This window comes from Sphingobium boeckii (assembly GCF_014199215.1).
In the GTDB taxonomy this organism is placed as follows: domain Bacteria; phylum Pseudomonadota; class Alphaproteobacteria; order Sphingomonadales; family Sphingomonadaceae; genus Sphingobium_A; species Sphingobium_A boeckii.
Window position 1 is genome coordinate 548,292 of record NZ_JACIJC010000003.1, and the last position, 20,256, is coordinate 568,547.

25 protein-coding genes are annotated in these 20,256 nt (G+C 61.5%); 21 read left to right on the plus strand and 4 right to left on the minus strand.

Annotation, left to right across the window (positions count from 1 at the left end; translation table 11 throughout):
• Positions 1–164: 164 nt before the first annotated feature.
• The 11 genes from FHS49_RS11055 to FHS49_RS11105 all read left to right on the plus strand — a co-directional run bounded on the left by FHS49_RS11055 (position 165) and on the right by FHS49_RS11105 (position 8,185).
• Positions 165–737 carry a NifU family protein gene (locus FHS49_RS11055; protein ID WP_184018350.1) on the plus strand — a complete coding sequence of 191 codons (573 nt, stop codon included), beginning with the start codon at positions 165–167 and terminating at the stop codon, positions 735–737.
• Positions 738–769: 32 nt separating this feature from the next.
• Complete coding sequence (locus FHS49_RS11060; protein ID WP_184018352.1) at positions 770–1,360, plus strand: malonic semialdehyde reductase; 591 nt, start codon at positions 770–772, stop codon at positions 1,358–1,360.
• A 3-nt stretch (positions 1,361–1,363) separates the two neighbouring features.
• Complete coding sequence (tsaB, locus tag FHS49_RS11065; protein ID WP_184018354.1) at positions 1,364–1,990, plus strand: tRNA (adenosine(37)-N6)-threonylcarbamoyltransferase complex dimerization subunit type 1 TsaB; 627 nt, start codon at positions 1,364–1,366, stop codon at positions 1,988–1,990.
• The gene (locus FHS49_RS11070) at positions 1,987–2,463 is read left to right on the plus strand and encodes a GNAT family N-acetyltransferase (protein WP_343052966.1); all 477 of its coding nucleotides are present in this window, start codon (positions 1,987–1,989) and stop codon (positions 2,461–2,463) included. Before tsaB ends, FHS49_RS11070 begins: the two co-directional genes overlap by 4 nt.
• A gap of 123 nt (positions 2,464–2,586) precedes the next feature.
• Positions 2,587–3,000 carry a Ros/MucR family transcriptional regulator gene (locus FHS49_RS11075; protein ID WP_184018356.1) on the plus strand — a complete coding sequence of 138 codons (414 nt, stop codon included), beginning with the start codon at positions 2,587–2,589 and terminating at the stop codon, positions 2,998–3,000.
• 111 nt (positions 3,001–3,111) lie between these two features.
• A complete protein-coding gene (locus FHS49_RS11080) occupies positions 3,112–3,534 on the plus strand; it encodes a Fur family transcriptional regulator (RefSeq protein ID WP_184018358.1) in 423 nt (140 codons plus the stop codon).
• Positions 3,506–4,285, plus strand: a complete 780-nt coding sequence (locus FHS49_RS11085; RefSeq protein ID WP_184018360.1) for a lysophospholipid acyltransferase family protein — start codon at positions 3,506–3,508, stop codon at positions 4,283–4,285. Before FHS49_RS11080 ends, FHS49_RS11085 begins: the two co-directional genes overlap by 29 nt.
• 9 nt (positions 4,286–4,294) lie before the next feature.
• Entirely contained in the window at positions 4,295–5,635 is a 1,341-nt protein-coding gene (gene miaB, locus FHS49_RS11090) for a tRNA (N6-isopentenyl adenosine(37)-C2)-methylthiotransferase MiaB (protein ID WP_184018362.1), read from the plus strand.
• Positions 5,635–6,633 (plus strand): PhoH family protein, encoded by a 999-nt coding sequence (locus FHS49_RS11095; protein ID WP_184018364.1) that lies wholly within the window; start codon positions 5,635–5,637, stop codon positions 6,631–6,633. The genes miaB and FHS49_RS11095 overlap by 1 nt, the downstream gene beginning before the upstream one ends.
• A gap of 140 nt (positions 6,634–6,773) precedes the next feature.
• Positions 6,774–7,277, plus strand: a complete 504-nt coding sequence (gene ybeY / locus FHS49_RS11100; RefSeq protein ID WP_184018373.1) for an rRNA maturation RNase YbeY — start codon at positions 6,774–6,776, stop codon at positions 7,275–7,277.
• Between the two features lie 11 nt (positions 7,278–7,288).
• Positions 7,289–8,185, plus strand: a complete 897-nt coding sequence (locus FHS49_RS11105; protein ID WP_184018375.1) for a hemolysin family protein — start codon at positions 7,289–7,291, stop codon at positions 8,183–8,185.
• A gap of 137 nt (positions 8,186–8,322) precedes the next feature.
• Here the strand turns inward: FHS49_RS11105 and FHS49_RS11110 are convergent, their stop codons facing one another.
• Complete coding sequence (locus FHS49_RS11110; RefSeq protein WP_184018377.1) at positions 8,323–9,213, minus strand: OmpA family protein; 891 nt, start codon at positions 9,211–9,213, stop codon at positions 8,323–8,325.
• 232 nt (positions 9,214–9,445) lie between these two features.
• Between FHS49_RS11110 and FHS49_RS11115 the strand changes: the two genes are divergently transcribed.
• The 4 genes from FHS49_RS11115 (at position 9,446) to FHS49_RS11130 (ending at position 13,267) form a co-directional block, all read left to right on the plus strand.
• Positions 9,446–10,243, plus strand: coding sequence for a glycosyltransferase family 2 protein (locus FHS49_RS11115; protein WP_184018379.1), 798 nt, complete (start codon positions 9,446–9,448; stop codon positions 10,241–10,243).
• The gene (locus FHS49_RS11120; protein WP_184018381.1) at positions 10,240–11,037 is read left to right on the plus strand and encodes a glycosyltransferase family 2 protein; all 798 of its coding nucleotides are present in this window, start codon (positions 10,240–10,242) and stop codon (positions 11,035–11,037) included. Before FHS49_RS11115 ends, FHS49_RS11120 begins: the two co-directional genes overlap by 4 nt.
• Positions 11,034–11,843 carry a glycosyltransferase gene (locus FHS49_RS11125; protein WP_184018384.1) on the plus strand — a complete coding sequence of 270 codons (810 nt, stop codon included), beginning with the start codon at positions 11,034–11,036 and terminating at the stop codon, positions 11,841–11,843. The genes FHS49_RS11120 and FHS49_RS11125 overlap by 4 nt, the downstream gene beginning before the upstream one ends.
• A 95-nt stretch (positions 11,844–11,938) precedes the next feature.
• On the plus strand, positions 11,939–13,267 hold the full coding sequence (locus FHS49_RS11130) for a PQQ-dependent sugar dehydrogenase (protein WP_184018386.1): 1,329 nt from the start codon (positions 11,939–11,941) through the stop codon (positions 13,265–13,267).
• Between the two features lie 130 nt (positions 13,268–13,397).
• Here FHS49_RS11130 and FHS49_RS11135 read toward each other — a convergent pair whose 3' ends face one another.
• From FHS49_RS11135 to FHS49_RS11145, 3 genes are all read right to left on the minus strand, one after another.
• On the minus strand, positions 13,398–13,817 hold the full coding sequence (locus FHS49_RS11135; RefSeq protein ID WP_184018388.1) for a VOC family protein: 420 nt from the start codon (positions 13,815–13,817) through the stop codon (positions 13,398–13,400).
• A 70-nt stretch (positions 13,818–13,887) separates the two neighbouring features.
• Positions 13,888–14,547: a hypothetical protein gene (locus tag FHS49_RS11140; protein WP_184018390.1), complete on the minus strand. Its 660-nt coding sequence runs from the start codon at positions 14,545–14,547 to the stop codon at positions 13,888–13,890.
• The gene (locus FHS49_RS11145; protein ID WP_184018392.1) at positions 14,540–14,848 is read right to left on the minus strand and encodes a hypothetical protein; all 309 of its coding nucleotides are present in this window, start codon (positions 14,846–14,848) and stop codon (positions 14,540–14,542) included. Before FHS49_RS11145 ends, FHS49_RS11140 begins: the two co-directional genes overlap by 8 nt.
• A gap of 165 nt (positions 14,849–15,013) precedes the next feature.
• Between FHS49_RS11145 and lnt the strand changes: the two genes are divergently transcribed.
• From lnt to trmB, 6 genes are all read left to right on the plus strand, one after another.
• Positions 15,014–16,648 (plus strand): apolipoprotein N-acyltransferase, encoded by a 1,635-nt coding sequence (lnt, locus tag FHS49_RS11150; RefSeq protein ID WP_246350580.1) that lies wholly within the window; start codon positions 15,014–15,016, stop codon positions 16,646–16,648.
• 54 nt (positions 16,649–16,702) lie between these two features.
• Complete coding sequence (gene metK, locus FHS49_RS11155) at positions 16,703–17,899, plus strand: methionine adenosyltransferase (protein ID WP_184018397.1); 1,197 nt, start codon at positions 16,703–16,705, stop codon at positions 17,897–17,899.
• A gap of 46 nt (positions 17,900–17,945) precedes the next feature.
• Positions 17,946–18,185, plus strand: coding sequence for a DUF433 domain-containing protein (locus FHS49_RS11160; RefSeq protein ID WP_184018399.1), 240 nt, complete (start codon positions 17,946–17,948; stop codon positions 18,183–18,185).
• Positions 18,166–18,552, plus strand: coding sequence for a DUF5615 family PIN-like protein (locus tag FHS49_RS11165; protein WP_184018401.1), 387 nt, complete (start codon positions 18,166–18,168; stop codon positions 18,550–18,552). The genes FHS49_RS11160 and FHS49_RS11165 overlap by 20 nt, the downstream gene beginning before the upstream one ends.
• Before the next feature lie 66 nt (positions 18,553–18,618).
• Positions 18,619–19,509 (plus strand): hypothetical protein, encoded by an 891-nt coding sequence (locus FHS49_RS19655; RefSeq protein WP_246350582.1) that lies wholly within the window; start codon positions 18,619–18,621, stop codon positions 19,507–19,509.
• 41 nt (positions 19,510–19,550) lie between these two features.
• Positions 19,551–20,240: a tRNA (guanine(46)-N(7))-methyltransferase TrmB gene (gene trmB, locus FHS49_RS11175; RefSeq protein WP_184018403.1), complete on the plus strand. Its 690-nt coding sequence runs from the start codon at positions 19,551–19,553 to the stop codon at positions 20,238–20,240.
• Positions 20,241–20,256 lie beyond the last annotated feature (16 nt).

Here is a 20,256-nt window from a genome sequence, read left to right on the forward strand (position 1 = left end):
TCTGTCATTCCCGCGAACGCGGGAATCCCGCTTTTCCTTGAAGCATCCAAAAGAAGAATAAGCTCAATTCCCGCCTGCGCGGGAATGACAGTGTCATTTTTTGAAACCTTGCATTTCACAGCCCCACACTTGATCCCGCGCGGGTTTCGCCCCACATGCGTCCCATGCTGATCGAAACCGAAACCACGCCCAATCCGGCGACGCTCAAGTTCATACCCGGCCGCAAGGTGATGGACAGCGGCACGCGCGATTTCGCCACGCCCGAGGACGCCGAAATCTCTCCCCTGGCCGAAGCCCTTTTTACGCTGGGCGATGTTGAAGGCGTGTTCTTCGGCAGCGATTTCGTGTCGGTTACCGCAGGGCCGGGCACGAACTGGTTCGATCTGAAACCCGATGTGCTGTCCATCCTGCTCGATCATTTTTCAGCCGATATGCCGCTGTTCCGCGCCGGCAGTGCCGCTGGCATCAGCGTTGCCGCCGAAAGTGATTTTCAGGACGATCCCGAAGATGAGGACGTCATCGTCCAGATCAAGGAATTGATCGAAACCCGCGTGCGCCCCGCCGTGGCCAATGATGGCGGCGACATCATCTATCGCGGGTTCGACAAGGGCACGGTCTATCTGAAGATGCAGGGTGCCTGCGCAGGGTGCCCGTCATCAACGGCCACATTGAAACACGGCATCGAATCGCTGCTGAAACATTATGTGCCCGAAGTGACCGCCGTTCAGGCCGTCTGATCCGTCACGCCTCAAAACAGGAACAATCGACCATGGGACAGCCGCTTTCGACTGAAGCGCTTGATACGATCTTCAACAGCGCCCGCACGTATAACGGCTATCTCGACAAACCGGTTTCCGAAGACCAGCTTCACCAGATCTGGGAACTGACCAAGATGGGGCCGACATCGGCCAACATGCTTCCGGCCCGGTTTGTGTGGTGCGTCAGCCAGGAGTCCAAGGACAAGCTCGCGGCGCTCTCCAGCGGTGCCAACGGCCCCAAGATCCAGGCAGCGCCGGTCACGGTCATCATCGGATCGGATATCAATTTCAACGATCATATCCCCGATCTTTTCCCCCATGCCCCCGAAGCCAAGGATTGGTTCGGCGATGCCGCCGCGCGCGAACTTCCGGCTCTTCGCAACAGTTCGCTTCAAGGCGGCTATTTCATCATCGCGGCGCGCGCACTCGGCCTCGATACCGGACCGATGTCGGGTTTCGACAATGCAGCGGTTGATGAAGCGTTCTTTGCTGGCACCGCGATAAAATCCAATTTCATCTGCACGCTCGGCTATGGGGATCCGTCCACGATCTTCGGCCGCCTGCCCCGCCCGGGCTTCGATCGCTTCAACAGCGTGGTTTGATCATTGCGGATTCTGGTCATCGAAACGGCCACGGCGGCCTGCTCGGTGGCGCTGTTTCAAAATGGCACATTGCTGGCGCATAACCATGATGTGGTGGGCCGTGGCCATGCCGAGCATTTGATTCCGATGATCGGTGCGCTGCCGGATCAGGGCCGCGCCGATCTGATCCTGGTCGATTGCGGGCCGGGCAGCTTCACCGGCGTGCGCGTCGGGGTGGCAGCGGCGCGCGGGCTGGGCCTGGGATGGAAAGCGCCGGTGCAGGGATTTTCATCATTGGCGTTGATCGCCGCGGGCGATTGGCCGGATGGCGCGCCCGCGCTTGCCGTGGCGATCAACGGGGGGCATGGTCAGATCTTCGTTCAATCCTTTGCGGCTGGCCCGATGCGCCCCTTGTCAGATCTCAAGTCTCTCACGCCCGAAGCGGCAGGTGATTCGGTGGCCGAGCACATTATATTGGGGTCCGGTGCGGAAGCCCTGGTGGCCGCGCGGGGGCATGGTGAGGTCATCGCTTCCGATCCGGACGCAAAAAATGCAATGAAGATTCCTGAAAATATGCGCTCTGAACGCGCAACACCGCTTTATGGCCGCGCGCCCGATGCGAAGCCACCCAGCATCAGGATCGCGCCGTGACCATCGACACCGAAGACCAGATCGAGATCGTGAAGGGCGATGTCGTATTTCTGGGCGCGGTCGGCGAAATCATGCAATCCGCCTTCGATCCCGCTTATGGCGAAGCGTGGACGATCAGCCAGTGCAACGCGATCATGGGTATGCCCGGCACATGGCTCTTCCTGGCCGAAGAACGCGGGAATCCCTTAGGTTTCGCACTAACTCGGTCGGGCGGCGGCGATGCCGAATTGCTGCTGATCGGGGTACACAAGTCGCATCAGAGTCGCGGGATCGGCAACAAGTTATTGCGAGCCGTTATCGAAGAAGCCCGTCGCAGAAATATTGACAGAATGTTTCTGGAAGTCCGTTCGTGCAACCCGGCGATCACAGTTTACAGAAAAACAGGATTTATCAAGATCGGTGAACGGCGCGATTATTATCGGGGCAAGAATGGACTCGTTTACGATGCCCATAGCTATAGTTTGATTCTGTGAAACATCCTCTTTTGACAGTCCGATTGATTGCGGTTACCGGCAATTAGCTCCATAAGGAGTTGCTTCCGCAAATAAGCGGGGTTCCTCCCCGCTCCCCCACCCCCTTGGGTTAGAGGACTTAAGATGGACGACCAGAATGAATTGTCAGAAACACTGATCACGCTCACGGCCGATATCGTCGCTGCGCACGTCAGCAACAACAGCGTGGCAGTCTCCGACCTGCCAGTGCTGATCCAGAACGTGCATGGCGCGCTTGCTGGTCTTGGCGGCACGCCGCCTGTGGTCGAAGTGAAGCAGGAACCAGCGGTCTCCGTCCGCTCTTCCGTGAAGCCCGATTATGTGGTCTGTCTTGAAGACGGCAAAAAGCTGAAGATGCTCAAGCGGCATCTGATGACGCATTATCAGATGACCCCCGAACAGTATCGCGCGAAGTGGAACCTTCCCGCAGACTATCCGATGGTCGCGCCGAACTATGCCGAGCAGCGCCGCACGCTCGCCAAGAAGATCGGTCTTGGCACCAAGCGTCGCAAGCGCTGAGCTAAAATCTGGCGGCAGGCCCCTCGCCTGCCGCCATGGCTTTCGCTGGTCTCGAAATAGAGTTAGGCTCTCCCCATATGCCTGGGACCAATCGCTGAAAGCACCAGAATCATGAGCCGCAAGATAGACGTCGAAGCCCTTTGCCATGAAAATGGCCTGCGGATTACGGATCAGCGCCGTGTGATTGCGCGCGTTCTTTCCGAGGCCGAAGACCATCCCGATGTCGAAAAACTGCACGAGCGCGCCGCCGCGATCGATCCGGGCATTTCGATCGCCACCGTTTACCGCACCGTGCGCCTTTTCGAAGAGGCCGGCATCCTGGAACGCCATGATTTCGGCGATGGCCGTGCGCGTTATGAAGCCGCGCCCGAAGCGCATCACGATCATCTGATCGATGTGGAAACGGGCAATGTGATCGAATTCGTCGATCCCGAACTCGAAGCGCTGCAGAAGCAGATCGCCGAGAAACTGGGCTTCCGCCTGGTCGATCATCGCATGGAGCTTTATGGCGTCGCGCTCGATCGCAAGAGCTGATCCGCTCGGATCGCTGCTGCTGATCGGCCGGCTGGCGGCGCTGATCGCGCTTCTGCTCTTCTGCCTGCCGCCGCATTTCATCTGGAAAGTCTTTCGCCGGCATTCGCCCTGGCCGCGCCTTTTTCTGGGCACGGTTGCCAGTATTTGCGGTGCGCGGGTGACGCACGTCGGCAACCCGATCATGCATGACGTGTTCTTCGTTGCCAATCATCTGAGCTGGCTGGATATCTTGGTGATGGCCGGCGCCACCGGCACGGCGTTCGTCTCCAAGGACAGTCTGGCGAATGCGCCGCTGGTGGGGTGGCTGGCCAAGCTCAACAATACCGTGTTCATCGCCCGCGCGGACCGGCTGGCTGTCGGCGCGCAGATCGATTCGGTGCGCGCCGCGGTGGAGGAGCATCAGCCGATCACCGTGTTTCCCGAAGGCACCACGAGCAATGGCCAGGGGCTGTTGCCCTTCAAGGCGTCGCTCTTCGCCGTCATGTGTCCCCCGCCGCGCCCGATGATGATCCAGCCCGTGCTGCTCGATTATGGCGCGGCCGCCGAGCAGATCGCGTGGACGGGCGATGAGCCGGGCGACGCGAATGCGGTGCGTATGCTCAAACGGCGACGCAGCTTTGCGGTCAAGGTCCGCTTTCTCGAGCCGTTCGATCCCGTGCATTATCTCGATCGCAAGGCGATCGCCGCCGAAGCGCGAAAAAGAGTTGCCGCCGCGCTCTCCGCTTCCTTGGGGGGCCGGGCCATTGTATAGCGAGCCTGCATGACTCGTTCTTCCCCCAAGACTTTCCTCGTCAAATCCTTTGGCTGCCAGATGAACGTCTATGATGGCGAGCGCATGAGCGAGATGCTCGGTGCCGAGGGGATGACTCCTGCCGCAGAAGGCAGCGATCCCGATCTGGTCGTTCTCAACACCTGCCATATCCGCGAAAAAGCGGTCGATCGGATCTATTCTGATATCGGTCGCCTGCTCAAGCGTGGCGGGGAAAACCGCCCGATGATCGCGGTGGCCGGCTGCGTCGCGCAGGCCGAAGGCAGCGAGATCCAGCGCCGTGTGAAGGAGGTCGATATCGTTGTCGGCCCGCAGGCTTATCACAATCTGCCCGATATGGTCGCCCAGGTGGCCGGCGGCGGCCATGCGCTTGATACCAACATGCCGCTGCTCTCGAAATTCGATGCGCTGCCCCGCCGCGCGCGCAAGCAGGGGCCAAGCGCCTTCCTCACCGTGCAGGAAGGCTGCGATAAATTCTGCACCTATTGCGTCGTGCCCTATACCCGCGGCGCGGAAATCAGCCGCCCGTGGAGCGCGATCGTCGATGAAGCCAAGGCGCTGGTCGATGCGGGCGCGAAAGAAATCACGCTGCTCGGCCAGAACGTCAATGCCTGGACGGGTGAGGATGCCAAGGGCACGCAGCAGGGTCTCGACGGCCTGATCCGCGCGCTCGATCGCATGACCGGGTTGGAGCGCATCCGCTACACCACCAGCCATCCCAATGACATGACCGAAGCGCTGATTCAGGCGCATGGTGAGGTCGAGACGCTGATGCCGTTCCTGCATCTGCCGGTGCAATCGGGCAGCGATCCGATCCTGAAGGCGATGAACCGCAGTCACACGGTCGAAAGCTATCTCAAGATCATCGATCGCGTTCGCGCCGTTCGCCCCGATATCGCGGTGTCGGGCGATTTCATCGTCGGCTTCCCCGGCGAAAGCGATGCGGATTTCGAGGCCACGCTCCAGATCATCCGCGACGTGGATTATGCGCTTGCCTTCTCGTTCAAATATTCGCCGCGCCCCGGCACGCCGGCGGCGGGCATGGCGGATCAGATTCCGCTCCCGGTTATGGACGAAAGGCTTCAGGCGCTTCAGGCTTTGCTCAATGAGCAGCAGCACGCCTTCAACATGCGCAGCCTTGGAATGCGCACGACCTTGCTTCTGGAACGCGCGGGCAAATTGCCCGGCCAGCTCATCGGCAAATCGCCATGGCTGCAATCGATTCATGTTATTGCCGAAGGCGCAGCAATAGGCGACATGATAGAGGTCGAGATCATCTCGGCGGGGCCAAATAGTCTTGGAGGCGCAATGCTTGAAATGGCGGTCGCATAATGGCGAAAAAAGCGGAACAGGCCCAGCCCGGCCAAAAAGCCCGGCTGGAGATCGTGTTCGATAGGCCCCAATTGCTCGGGCGCCTGTTCGGCGAATATGACCAGAATCTGGTCGCCATCGAAAACCGGCTTGGCGTCTACATCGCCGCGCGCGGCAACAAGCTCCAGATCGAGGGCGAGGCCGAAGCCGCCGCCCGCGCCCGCGATGTTCTGAGCGGCCTCTATAACAAGATCGTCCATGGACAGGATATCGATACCGGTGCGGTCGAAGCCGTCATCGCCATGTCCGCCGAGCCGACGCTGACCGGCATCATCCGCGCGGATATCTCCCAGCCACCCGAAGTGATGATCCGCACGCGCAAGAAGACGATCGTTCCGCGCTCCAACACCCAGATCAATTACATGCGCGCGCTCGATCGGGACGATGTGATCTTCGCGCTCGGCCCCGCGGGCACAGGCAAGACCTATCTTGCCGTGGCGCAGGCCGTGAGTCAGCTCATCCACGGTTCGGTGGACAAGCTCATCCTTTCCCGCCCCGCAGTGGAAGCGGGCGAGCGGCTGGGCTTTTTGCCGGGGGATATGAAGGAGAAGGTCGATCCCTATCTCCGCCCGATCTACGATGCGCTGCACGATACGCTTCCCGTGGAGCAGGTCGAACGGCGCATCGCGAGTGGCGAGATCGAGATCGCGCCTCTGGCCTTCATGCGCGGCCGCACGCTGGCGAATGCGTTTATCGTGCTGGACGAAGCACAGAATACCACGATCGCGCAGATGAAGATGTTCCTCACCCGCTTTGGCGAAAACAGCCGTATGGTCATTTGCGGCGATCCCAAGCAGGTCGATCTGCCGCAGCCGGGTTCTTCGGGACTGGCAGACGCGGTGTCGCGTCTGGCCGGAGTCGAGGGCATTTCGACGATCACATTCAACATCGCCGATGTCGTGCGCCACCCGATCGTCGGCCGGATCGTCGAAGCCTATGAGGGGCCGGATGCGAAATAGCGTCAGCCGCTCTTACAAGCCGTTCGGGCTGAGCCTGTCGAAGTCTCTTCCTTTCTCCTTTCTCATCGCCAAGAAGGAAAGGGCTTCGACAAGCTCAGCCCTAACGGCTTTTGACCATCGAACATTAGGTTGGATTTTCCATGCTTGATATCGCTGTGCAGGCCGGCCCCGACTGGAGCGCAGACGAGGATTGGGAGGCGATCGGCACCAAGGCGGTGACCCTGGCGCTCGAACACAGTCTCCATGCCGATTGGCTCACCCGCGCGCTCTGCATCGAGGTCGCGATCCGCCTGACCGACGATGAGGAGGTGCGCAGCCTCAACGCCCAATATCGCGGCAAGGATGCGCCCACCAATGTGTTGAGCTTTCCGATGGTCCAGCCGGACCTGCTCGATTCGCTTGCGAATACCGATGATGGCGAGGCGTTGCTGGGCGATATCGTGCTCGCGCATCGCGTCTGCGTGCGCGAGGCCGAAGAAAAAGGCATCAGCGTCACCGATCATGCCACGCATCTGATTGTGCACGGCACCTTCCATTTGCTAGGCTATGATCATCAGGGAGAGGCGGAAGCCGAAGCGATGGAAGCACTGGAGACCCAGGCGCTGGCATCGATCGGGCTCGCCGACCCCTACAACAGGGACTGACACACAGCCTTATGCCAGACGAATCCGGGAACGGCGACAGTAGCGGCCGATTGTGGAAGGGGCTCCGCGGGCTCCTTTTCGGCAATGACGGCGAAACCTCGCTGCGCGACCAGATCGAAGAAGCGATCGAAGAGCATGAGGATGACGATGCGGAGACGGCCAAGGGAGACCTGACGCCGATCGAGCGGCAGATGCTGAAGAATCTGCTGCATTTCGGCGAACGCAACGCCGGCGACGTCTCCGTGCCGCGCGCCGATATCGTGGCCATTCCGGAAACGGCCAGCTTTCGCGAACTCGTGGCCTTGTTCGCCGAGGCGGGCCACAGCCGCCTGCCCGTTTATCAGGAAAGCCTCGATACGATCGTCGGCATGATCCACATCAAGGATGTGTTCGTGATCCTGGCCGAGGGCAAGGAAGAGCCCGACGACATTTCCTGCTTGATCCGCCAGCCGCGCTTCGTGCCCGAAACCATGGGCGTGCTCGATCTGCTCGCCGAAATGCGCACCACGCGCACCCATCTGGCCATCGTGTTCGATGAATATGACGGCACCGAGGGGCTGGTGACGATCGAGGATCTGGTCGAGGAAATCGTCGGCGATATCGAAGACGAGCATGATGACGAACCCGAAGCCATGCTCGTTCCGCTGGAAGGCGGCATCTGGGAAGCCGATGCGCGCGCCGAGCTGGAGGATGTGGCCGAAACCATCGATCCGCACCTCGGCGAGGTGGAAGAGGATGTGGACACGATCGGCGGCCTTGCTGTCGTGCTGGCGGGGCATGTGCCGCAGCCCGGCGAAGTGCTGGTTCATGCCAGCGGCTGGAAGATCGAGATCACGGCGGGTGACGAGCGCCGCACGACCCGCGTCAGGCTCCATCCCCCGCCGCCGCTCGTGATCGCGGATGATTAATTTCAATCGGTAAAGCGATCCGTTCAACCCCCAAAGGTGAACGGACCCCGCGCTGGCCCAATAGGCTGGCGCACCATGGCCGCCGGACCGGTCACTTCCCGGTCCGGCGGCATTAGTAATGTGCGAAGCCTATTGGCTCAATTCAAAGCGCTCAATTCAACGTCGTCGACGCTCTTGCTCACCAGGATATTGACGGCAACGCGGCGATTCTGGGCCTTGCCTTCGGCCGTCTCATTGTCCGCGAGCGGGTCCGCTTCGGCCATACCGGTCGGGGTCAGCATACGATAGGGTTTCCAGCCGCACGCCTGTTGAAGGTAATTGATCACCCGGCTGGCACGCTTCTCGCTCAGTTCCTGATTGAGCTCCTCGCTTCCCACAGAATCGGTGTAACCGACCACCAGCATCAAAGCGTTTTCCTGGCCCTCGGCCGACGACGCGGTCTGGCAGAGGTTGGCCTTGTCCTCGGCGGACAGCACTGCCTTGCCCGTATCGAAATGCACGTTCGTCGTGCTCTTGATGTTATATTTGTCGATATCGGCCATGCGGCCGCGCAGCGCTTCGGTGGCCGCGGTCTGTTCCTCAAACCGCTGGTCGGTCGCGTTGCGGATCATGGACGCGGTCTTGAGGTCGGTCTTCTTGAAATCGATTTGCTTTGCCAGCAATTCACCACCCGGTTGCGCATCGCCCGGCTGCAAGGTCTTGATGGTCACCGGGATCCCGTTGAGCAGCGAATCCTCGGCAAGCTTGCTGCGCCCGCTGAACAGGCCACCGCCGGCCCGGATCTTCGTATCATCGTTGATGGCGATAATCGTGCTGGTGCCGTCGGCGCTCCTGATTTTCAGACGGTCCTCATTGCGCGCGGCAATGACGCCTTTGATTTCTGGCCCCGCGATCATCGCGGGCGCGTTGACGGTGATACCGGTTTCGGACGGATCCTGCTGCTGCTCCTGCGCAGACAGATTGGCTGCAGGCATGGCCAGCACGGCAAGCATTAAGGCAATTGTGGGCCTTTTGGAAATGACACGCATATCGCGACTCCTCTAATTCTGTCCCCCGACGAGACTGCCTGTTCAGTTGAACCTTGCTGGCAGATGAACGAAAGTCCCATGGCCATCCGCCGAGCGAACAATCGAGCACCCTGTGCGACGAACCGAAATTAACCATGTTTGCGGACCGGTATCCGGGCGCGTGCTGCCCCATCCGACGATGCGCGAATCCCACACGACCTTGCCGCCTCGCATCACCACGCTAAACATCCTTATGGGCGACCCAATAGCCACCATCCGCCTCGCCCCCGGCCAGCCGCCGCAGACCGGCACATTTTCGCCCGATCTCCCGACCGATGGCCCGCTCATCTCGTGTCTGATGGTCACACGCGGGCACGTCTTTCCCGCGAGCTTCGCGATCCGATGCTATCAGCGCCAGAGCTACCGGGACCGCGAACTCGTCATCGTCTGCGATCGGCCCGATAGCGCCGTTGCCATGCTCGTCGCCCGGCTCGATGATCCCTCCATCCGCCTGATCGAAACCGCGCCGGCATCTCTTGGGGAACTCCGCAATGTCTCGGTTGCCCATGCGCGCGGTGCGCTGCTCTGCCAGTGGGACGATGACGATCTCTACGCGCCAGACCGGCTGGCCGTGCAGGCCGCTGCCCTGAAGGCGCATGATGTGGTCGCGGTCTTCCTCGAACGCTGGCTGATCTGGTGGCCGGAACGGCGCGCCTTGGCCGCATCGGGGCGACGGACATGGGAGGGCAGTATGCTCGCGCGCCGCGAGGCCGTGCCCGCCTATCCAGCACAGGCGCTGGCCGAAGATCAGGTGACCGTCGAACGGCTCTGCGCTATCCGCCCCGTGCTGCTCATCGACCGGCCCCACGTCTATTGCTATGTCGTCCACGGCCGCAACAGCTATGACGAGGCGCATTTCGAGACGATGATGGGCTGGGCCTCCAATATCGCTGCACTGGATCGTTATGACGCCGATCTCAAGGCGCTCTCATCGGACTTTCCCTTTGCAGATTACGAGGATGCGCGCGCAGCCAGAGACAGTGCGGCATGACCCGTGCGCTCGAGATGCTGCTGCACGATCCCGATGGGCGCCGCCAGGCCGCAACACTGAATGTGACGCCCGGCCTCAGCGTTTCGGGGGCTAAGGTCTCGTGCCTGATGATATCGCGCGGCCGACGCCTTCCTGCCGAACATGCGATCGCCTGCTATCGTCGCCAGACCTATCCGGAGCGCGAACTGGTAATCGTCTCCGCAGCGCTCGACGATGAACTGGCGGCGCTGGTGGCGGAGATTGGCGATCCCAGCATCCGCCTGATCCGGGCTGCGCCCGCCACGCTCGGCGAGTTGCGCAATATCAGCGTGGCCCATGCGACGGGCGATCTGATCTGCCAATGGGATGATGATGATCTGTCCGCGCCGGACCGGATCGCGCTGATGGCGGCTGCATTGGGCGGAAGCCAGGCAATGGCCTGCTTCCTTGGCACGCTCACCTTGTGGTGGCCGGATCGGCGTCGGCTGGCGTCGTCGGGGGCGCGCATCTGGGAAAATACCATGCTCGTGCGGCGGGAAGCGCTCCCGATCTATGCGGCCCTTGATCTGCGCGAAGATACGGGCGTGGGCGCGATGATCCGCGCGCACCACCGGATCACATTGCTCGCAGCGCCGGAAAGTTATGCCTATATCTATCACGGCGCGAACGCCTGGGACGCGGGCCATTTCGGTGAATTGTTCGACAATGCACGCTTGACCGTGGCGGACGCCGATTATGACGCCGAGATCGCGGCGCTGGGCGCGACCATGCCGCTGGCGGCTTATGCCGCAGACCTCACCCGCCGCATCCCATGATATCGGGATGGCCGATGCGGATCGTCCATCCCGATGGCATGGTGCGCTATGGCACGCTGGCTTCACGACCAAGCGCGTCAACGCAAGGCCCGCTCGTCTCCTGCCTGATGGTGTCGCGCGGGGACCGCTTTCCGGCAGAACATGCGATCCGCTGCTATCGTCAGCAAAGCTATACGAACCGTGAACTGGTGATCGTCACCACCGCGAAGAACAGTGCGGTGAGCGCGCTGGTGACGGAGATCGCCGATCCCTCCATCCGCTATATCGAGGTGACCGCCCCCACGCTTGGTGAATTGCGCAACGCCAGCGTCGCCCATGCACGCGGCAGCCTGATCGCGCATTGGGATGATGATGATCTGCACCATCCCGAGCGGCTGACGCACCAGATCGCTGCGCTTACCCAGACGGGTGCCAAGGCCTGCTTCCTCGAACGCATTCTGCTCTGGTGGCCCGCCCGCCGCCTGTTGAAGACCGGCCATGCCCGCATGTGGGAAGGCTCGATGATCGCGCATCGCGCCATCGTGCCCGTCTATCCCGCCCGCCCCCGCGAGGAGGATCTGTTCGTGGCGGACGCGATCGCGCGGCTGCATCCGGTCACAGCGCTCGATTGGGCGGAAGGCTATTGCTACGCGGTGCATGGCGGCAACACCAATCAGGCGCCGCATTTCGCCTATCTCTTCGGTGAAGCGACGGCGATCGAAGGCGCTTTGGACTATGAGGCGGCGATGGCGCAGATCGGAGGTTTCATGCCGATCGGCGCGTATGCGGCTGGATTGGATATATCCGCTCCAACCCGCTCGGGCTGAGGACGAAGCCCGAAAGATGGCCCGACGAGACCGCCGAACAAGGCCGCCGCCCTCTCGCCCCTTGACCCCTGACACCGCGGGCATATGTTCCGACCATGAAAAAACGTACCATTGCCATCATCGTCCTGCTGGTCCTGCTCGCAGCGGGCGGGGTCTTCTATTTCGTGTCCAAGGGCGATCCCGCGACGCTTTCGGTCGAGGCGGTCAGCGGCGTGAAGCCTCAGATAGGCGCGCCCAACAAAGAACGCATCCCGATGATCAACATCGCGGAACCGGTGGGCTGGGCCAAGGGCGAGATGCCGACGCCCGCCAAGGGGCTTGCGGTTAACGCCTTTGCCGATGGCCTGGATCATCCGCGCTGGCTGTATCTGTTGCCCAATGGCGATGTGCTGGTGGCCGAAAGCAATTCGCCGCCGCGTGAAGTGGCTGGCCCGGTCGACTGGATCATGGGCAAATTGATGGGCCGGGCGGGTGCGGGCGCGCCCTCGGCCAATCGCATCTCGTTGCTGCGCGATACCAATGGTGACGGCAAGGCGGATCAGAAGACGGCGTTTATCGAAGGGCTGAACTCACCCAGCGGCATGGCGCTGGTGGGCAATACGCTCTATGTGGCCAATACCGATGCGCTGATGGCCTTCCCCTATGCGGAAGGCGCGACGAAGATCACGGACAAGGGCCGCAAGATCGTCGGCTATCCCGGCGGGGGCAATCATTGGGCGCGCAATGTGATCGCCAGCCCGGATGGCAAGCGGCTGTTCGTGAGCGTCGGTTCGGCCAGCAATATCGGCGAAAAGGGGCTCGATCGCGAAGCCGATCGCGCCGCCATATTGGAGGTGGACCCCGCCAAGAACGCCATGCGCATCTTCGCCACCGGCCTGCGCAATCCCAATGGACTGGCCTATGAACCCGCCACGGGTTGCCTGTGGACCACGGTCAACGAGCGCGACATGCTGGGCGGCGATCTGGTGCCTGATTACATGACATGCGTCGAATTCGGCGCGGACTATGGCTGGCCGCAAAGCTATTGGGGCGGTTATGAGGATATCCGTGTCGAACCGCGTCGTCCCGATCGCCTCGAATATGTGAAGCGGCCGGATTTTGCGCTCGGCCCGCATGTCGCGGCGCTCGGCCTGACCTTCGCCGACGCCACCAATCTCGGCCCGGCCTATGCCAATGGCGCGTTCGTGGGGCTGCACGGTTCGTGGAATCGCGAACCGGCATCGGGTTATAAGGTGGTCTTTGTTCCGTTCGGTGCCAATGGCTATCCGCTACCCAGCGCCAAGCCGCAGGATCTGCTCACCGGCTTTCTGGTGGACGGTAAAGCGAAGGGCCGCCCGGTCAGCGTGATCAAGGATCGCACGGGCGCGCTGCTGGTTTCCGATGATGTCGGCAATGCGATCTGGCGGGTGAGCGGGGCGAAGTAAAGTCGACCGTCCCGCCCAGCATGGGCCGGATCCGATCCGTTTGTCCCGAGCGCAGTCGAGGGACGTGGTCACTTGCACCCACGTGTCTCGACTGCGCTCGACACAAACGGAATTCTAGCGCCCAGCGGTTTTAGGTCGCAAAAATCATCGCGTCATCCGAAAACGCCTTGAATTCGAGCGCATTGCCGCTGGGATCGGTGAAGAACATCGTCGCCTGTTCGCCCACCTGACCCTTGAAGCGCACATGCGGCGCAATGCCGAATGTCACGCCCGCTTCCTGAAGCCGCGCCGCCAGCGCTTCCCAATCCGGCATTGCAAGCACCACACCGAAATGCGGCACGGGCACGTCATGACCGTCCACCGGATTGGTCACCCCCGCGGGCCGCGCCCCCGGATCGAGATGCGCCACGATCTGATGGCCATAGAGATCGAAATCGATCCAGTGATCCGAACTGCGGCCTTCAGCGCATCCCATCACGCCGCCGTAAAAGGCGCGTGCCGCATCCAGATCGTGCACTGGAAAGGCGAGGTGGAAAGGGCGGATCGTCATAACCTTGTCTACCGCACTCTAAGCCCGTTTGTCCCGAGCGACTTCGCTCGGGACAAACGGTTGTTCAATATCATTCCATCGCCATATCGAAACAGGGCTGGATATCCAGCCCGGCGGAGACGCCATCCGCTTCCCGCCGCGCCACATCCTTCGCAATCGTCTCGCGCGTTTGGGTCAGGATGCGGTCTGCATCCCCCTGGCTGTTGCCATCGGCCAGCAGGCCGTCTCTCGCGCGCGCTTCAAGCACTGCAGCGATCGTCGCCATATCCTTGGCGGATTTGGAGAGGCCTTCGCGGCCATGCACCTCATCATAGGCGAGTTTCACCATCCCTGCGCATTGCGGCAAAGTGGGCGGCGGCGGGGCCGGCGCGGTCTTCTCCATCAATGCGACGCAGGCGATGATCTCATCCCGCGGGATGTCCCGCGCGCCGCCACCTGCGGTCGCACGCTTCTGCTCCGCCGCCACACCGGCGACAAACGCGTCGCGCACCTGCTCCCGGCTTTGCCGGGCATCCGCCATCAGCCGCTCACCGACCACTTGTGCAAAGCGCGCGCCACTCGTTTCAAGCGGCGGATAGACCAGCGCGGATGAGACCCCGGCCTGCTGCTGCGAAGCGACGATGGAAAGCTGGGCCACGCACTGGATCAGCCCGGCCTGTTCAGGCGTATAGGCGTGCGCCGTCGCGCCCCCTGCCAGCAGCGCCGCGATGACGAGAAACGGCCTATTCACCGCCGCGTCCCAGCGCTTTCACGCGGTAGCAGGGCTTCAGATCGATCACGTCCTCGGGCGCGCGCTTGGCCATGTCCGCGTTGAGCCGGGTGCGCTCCACCGCGATCGCCGCATCGGCCGCCGGTTCAGACCCTTCCTTTTCGATGGCGATCAGGCGCAGCGCCGCCACATCATCGGCGAAACCCTGCGTCATCACCGGGTCACCGCTCTTCTGCTTGAGGATATCATAGGTCAGCGCGAACGCCGCCGCGCAATAGGCCGCGCTCGGCAGCGGCGCGGGGGGTGGACTGCCACTTTGCATCAATAACGCGATGGTTAACAATATGGACAAGCTAAGCTCCGGTAAATCGGTGCAAAAATCGCACTATATCATGCCATTTGCGCGCACGGTTGAAAACAATGTTATTCGCGTCGATAGGCTTGATCCGTGCTGCGATCTCCCTTGATTCTCTGTCTTGCCGCGGGCTTGGCCTCCGCCACGGGTTTTGCCCCGCTCGGTGCCTGGCCGGTGACGCTGATCTGCTTCGCATGGCTCCTGTATTGTGTGAAACATGCACCCAATATGAAGCGCGCGCTGCTCAGCGGCTGGCTGTTCGGCGTGGGGCATTTCACACTCGGGCTGAACTGGATCGCCCATGCCTTTACCTTCCAGGATGCGATGCCGCACGGGTTCGGCTATGGCGCAGTGGCGCTGTTGTCGCTGTATCTGGCGGTGTTTCCGGCCGTTACGGCGGGGCTGGCCTGGCGCTGGGGGACGGATGCGGGCTCCTTCTCCCATCATCCTCGCGAAAGCGGGGATCCCGCTTCTTCTTCCTCTGGAAATTTCGCGGAAAAGCGGGATTCCCGCTTTCGCGGGAATGACGGAGTAATTTACACCCTCTTCTTCGCCGCCGCCTGGATCGTCACCGAATGGCTCCGCGCCACCCTGTTCACCGGCTTTGCGTGGAATCCGCTCGGCGTCGTATTCGTTGACTTTGGTTTTATGGCGAGGACCGTCGGCACCTATGGCCTTTCGGCCTGGGTCATTGGCGCGAGCGGCCTTTTAATGTTCGGGTTTGCTCCTTGGATAAGGGGAATCCGGGAGCATTGGGCGGACGGAACATGGTTAACTTATGCTATTGGTCCCGTGCTGATCGCAACAGCCTGCATCGCTGTATATAGTTCTCAATTGGTCGATTTCGGAACCGCGCGCGATCCGGATTCATACGGGCAGAATGCGCATCGGCCCGCCCTCCGCGTGGTCCAGCCCAATATCGGGCAGGAAACCAAATATGATCCTGCGCAGGACGCGGCGAACTTCCGCAAGCTCGCGCACCTGTCCGGTCTGCCGGGGAAAGAGCCGCGCCTCCTGCTCTGGCCCGAAGCCGCCGTGCCGGAATATCTTGACGAGGATCGCCCAGCGCGCTGGCGCATGGCGGATCTGCTCGGCCCCAACGACATCCTGCTGACGGGCGGCACCAAGCGTTATCGCAAGCGCGAGGTGCGCGGTGCGTATATCGAGGAATATACGATTGGTGGGCGCAACAGTCTGTTCGCCATGGATGCGCGCGGCACGCTGCTCCATCGTTATGACAAGGCGCATCTGGTGCCCTATGGCGAATATCTGCCGATGCGCCCCTTCCTGTCCGCGATCGGCCTTTCCCGCCTCGTCCCCGGCGATATCGATTTCTGGCCTGGTCCGGGGCCGCAAAGCTATGCGCTGCCCGGCTTCGGAAAAGTGGGTGTGCAAATCTGTTACGAGATCATCTTCTCCGGTCAGGTGGTGGACCGCGCCAATCGGCCCGACTTCCTCTTCAATCCATCGAATGACGCCTGGTTCGGAAGCTGGGGTCCGCCACAGCATCTGGCGCAGGCGCGCCTGCGTGCAATCGAGGAAGGCATTCCCGTCATCCGCTCCACGCCCACGGGCATCTCCGCCGTGGTCGATGCCGACGGTCGAATCATCGAAAGCCTGCCGTTCGAAACCGCCGGTTTCATCGACGCGCGCCTGCCCGCACCGCATTCGCCCACGCTGTTCGCGCGCTTCGGCAATATCCTGCCTTTGGCCTTTGCAATATTTCTTGCTGGGCTCGGCGTTGCCATGCGCCGCCGCGCCCGCTAAAGCGGGCGACATTCACACATAAAGCTTTCCTTATATCTGGCAGGTGACCCGCAAATGCGCAGCAATTTCCTTTTCACGTCCGAGTCCGTTTCCGAAGGCCATCCCGATAAGGTGTCCGATCAGATTTCGGATTCGATCGTCGATCTGTTCTTGTCCAAGGATCCCGAAGCCCGCGTCGCGTGCGAAACGCTGACCACCACACAGCTCGTCGTGCTGGCCGGCGAAATCCGCTGCAAGGGCGTGTATGAGAATGGCGAATGGGCACCGGGCGCGCTGGACGAGATCGAGAAGACCGTCCGCGAGACCGTAAAGCGCATCGGTTATGAGCAGGATGGCTTTCACTGGAAGACCTTCCGCTTCGAGAATAATCTCCACGGCCAGTCCGCGCATATCGCGCAGGGCGTGGACGAGAGCGGCAATAAGGATGAAGGTGCTGGCGATCAGGGCATCATGTTCGGCTACGCGACCGACGAAACCCCCGATCTCATGCCCGCCACACTCTATTATTCGCACAAAATCCTCGAAAAGCTGGCCGATGATCGTCACAATAAGGTCGTCGATTTCCTTGAGCCCGATGCCAAGAGCCAGGTGACGCTCGCTTATGAAAACGAAGTCCCCGTCCGCGCGACTGCAGTGGTGGTCTCCACGCAGCACGCCATGGGCATGGACAATGACGAGGGCCGCGCCAAGCTGCGCGCCTATGTCAAAGGCGTGATCGAAGAGATCCTGCCCGCCGGCTGGATGCCCGAAGACAAGCATGTCTACGTCAATCCCACCGGCTGCTTCGAAATCGGCGGTCCGGATGGCGATGCGGGGCTCACTGGCCGCAAGATCATCGTGGACACCTATGGCGGTGCAGCGCCTCACGGCGGCGGCGCGTTCAGCGGCAAGGATCCCACCAAGGTCGATCGCTCGGCGGCCTATATCACACGCTATATGGCGAAGAACATCGTCGCCGCCGGCCTTGCCCGCCGCGTCACGATCCAGCTCAGCTACGCCATCGGCGTCGCCGAACCGCTGTCGCTTTATGTCGATACGCACGGCACCGGCACGGTGGACGAAGCGCGGATCGAGGAAATCCTCCCCACGCTCGTGCGCCTCACCCCCAAGGGCATCCGCACGCATCTGTCTCTCAACAAGCCGATCTACCAGAAGAGCGCCGCCTACGGGCATTTCGGCCGCAAGGCGGAAGGCGATTTCTTCACCTGGGAAAAGACCGATCTGGTCGACAAGCTGAAGGCTGCGCTGTAATTCTGCCCGCTCCCCTGTTATAGGGGGGCGGATTGGAAAGCAGCGGATGGGCTATCAGGATCGTATTGCTGGCAAGATCGAGGTGACCTCGACGCCTGGAATTATGGGTGGCCAGCCCTGCATCTCAGGCACTCGCATTCCGGCCGAGATCATCTTGCTCTATTTAAGGGAGGGGGCGAGCCGGTTCGAAATCTTCGCGGACTACCCGTCCCTTCCAGTCGGCGCGATCGAGGCCGTAGTGCGATGGGCGCAAGACAGCGGCATGAATGTTCAAATTCCTGATTGACGAATGCCTGTCGCCCGATCTTGCCGCATTGGCTCGTGCGGCGGGGCATCATGCCATGCACGTCAATTGGGTCCGCCTTGATGGCCAGCGCGATCAGATTGTCGCAGTCTATGCGGTGGCCGATGATTATATCATGGTCACCAATAACGGCGCGGATTTCCGGCCTATCTATCGCACGCTTGATGTTCATCCCGGACTGATCGTCATACTGCCCAGCGTCAGAAAAAAAGATCAGTTGCGGCTATTCAGCATGATCCTGAGAAATCTGGCCGGCAAGGTTGATCTGATCAACAAGCTCCTCGAAATTGATTTGGACGGTGCAATCCGGATCACTGATTTGCCGCCTCATCAGGCCAATATGCCATGAGCGGATAAATCATGTTAAGGCAGGAGCGTAACGAGTCGCGTTCCTGCCTTTTTCGTGGAGATCGCCTTGCGCCTCATCCTTGCTGCCTTCGCCTTTCTGACCACATCCACCGTCACGGCACAGACGCCGAGCCCACGCCCCCCGATGACCGTCGCGGAGGGACTGCAGCTTTTCAACGCGGCAGGCTATACGCTGAAGGGGAGCAAGGCGTTCAATTCCTGCGGCACGGTGACGACGCCCAAATTCACCTACCTCGATCTCAATGCCGATGGGAAGCCGGAGGCGATTTCCTTCGATCGCGATCCCGCCTGCTATGGTCCGGATGGACAATTCCATGTGATGGTGCGCGGCAAGACGGGCATCTGGCGGCAGATCGGCGGCGGTCTCGGCTCCTTCCAGGCGTTGGCGAGCAAAACACGCGGCTGGCTGGATTATACCGTGGCCGGCATCGGCTGCCCGGTCTGGAAGTTCGACGGAACGACTTACCTGATCGGCAAAGCCTGCCCGGATCCGGTTGCAGTGCCCGCGCCCTCTGCTCCTGCGCTCAGCGCCATCGATCAGGTGGCACTATTCAAGGCTGCTGGCTTCATCAAGCGCGGCAAGCAATGGCGCAGCGATTGTGATGATCCAGGCACGCTCAGCTATGGTCCCGGCCAGATCGAAACGGTCAAGGATCTGAACGGCGATGGACGGCCCGAAGCCGTGGTGATCGAAAGCGGCACCTATTGCTATGGCAATACCGGAAGCGGCTTCTGGCTTCTCAGCAAACAGGCCGACGCGAGCTGGAAGCTGATGACCCAATATACTGGCCTGGCTGAATTCCTGAAGACCAGGGGCGTCGGCGGATGGCCGGATATCCTGATCGGCGGCCCGGGCTTCTGCTTCCCCGTCGTGCGCTGGAACGGGCGGGAATATGTTCCCAATCGCAAGGAATATCAGGGCAAGCCCTGCCGTTAGGGTCTTCCAACCGCCCCCATCTTGCTCTAGCCGCTGCCATCATGAACGATCCCGCCACGATCCGGCGCCTCTATGGCCGCAGCCAGAACCACAAACTCCGCACGGGGCAGGCAGCGCTGGTCGAGGAACTGCTGCCGGCGATCAGCGTGCCCGAAAGCGGCGACCTCAACGCCACATCCCTATTCGGCGATGATCGCACGCTGCATTTCGAGATCGGCTTCGGCGCGGGCGAGCATCTGGCCTTTCGCGCGGACCTGCTGCCCAACCACGGCTTCATCGGCTGCGAGCCTTTTCTGAACGGCGTGGTCGGCGCGCTCCAGCATATCCGCGACCAGCGTCTGCCCAATATCCGGCTGCACATGGGCGATGCGCTCGACGTGCTCGAACGCCTGCCCGATGGATCGCTCAGCTTCGTCTATCTGCTCCATCCCGATCCCTGGCCGAAGGCGCGCCATGCCAAGCGCCGCATGGTCAATCACGGTCCGATGGATCTCATTGCCGCCAAGCTCAGGCCCGGCGGCGAATTCCGTCTGGGCACGGACGATCCCACTTATTGCCGCTGGGCGATGATGATCATGAACCAGCGCGGCGATTTCGAGTGGCTGGCGGAAAGCCCCAAGGATTTCCTGGTCCGCCCCGGCGGCTGGCCGGAGACGCGCTATGAAGCCAAGGCGCGGCGCAAGGGACATGAAGTCTGGTACTTCCGCTATCGCCGCGCGGAGACAGAATGAGCTGAAAATCTCACGC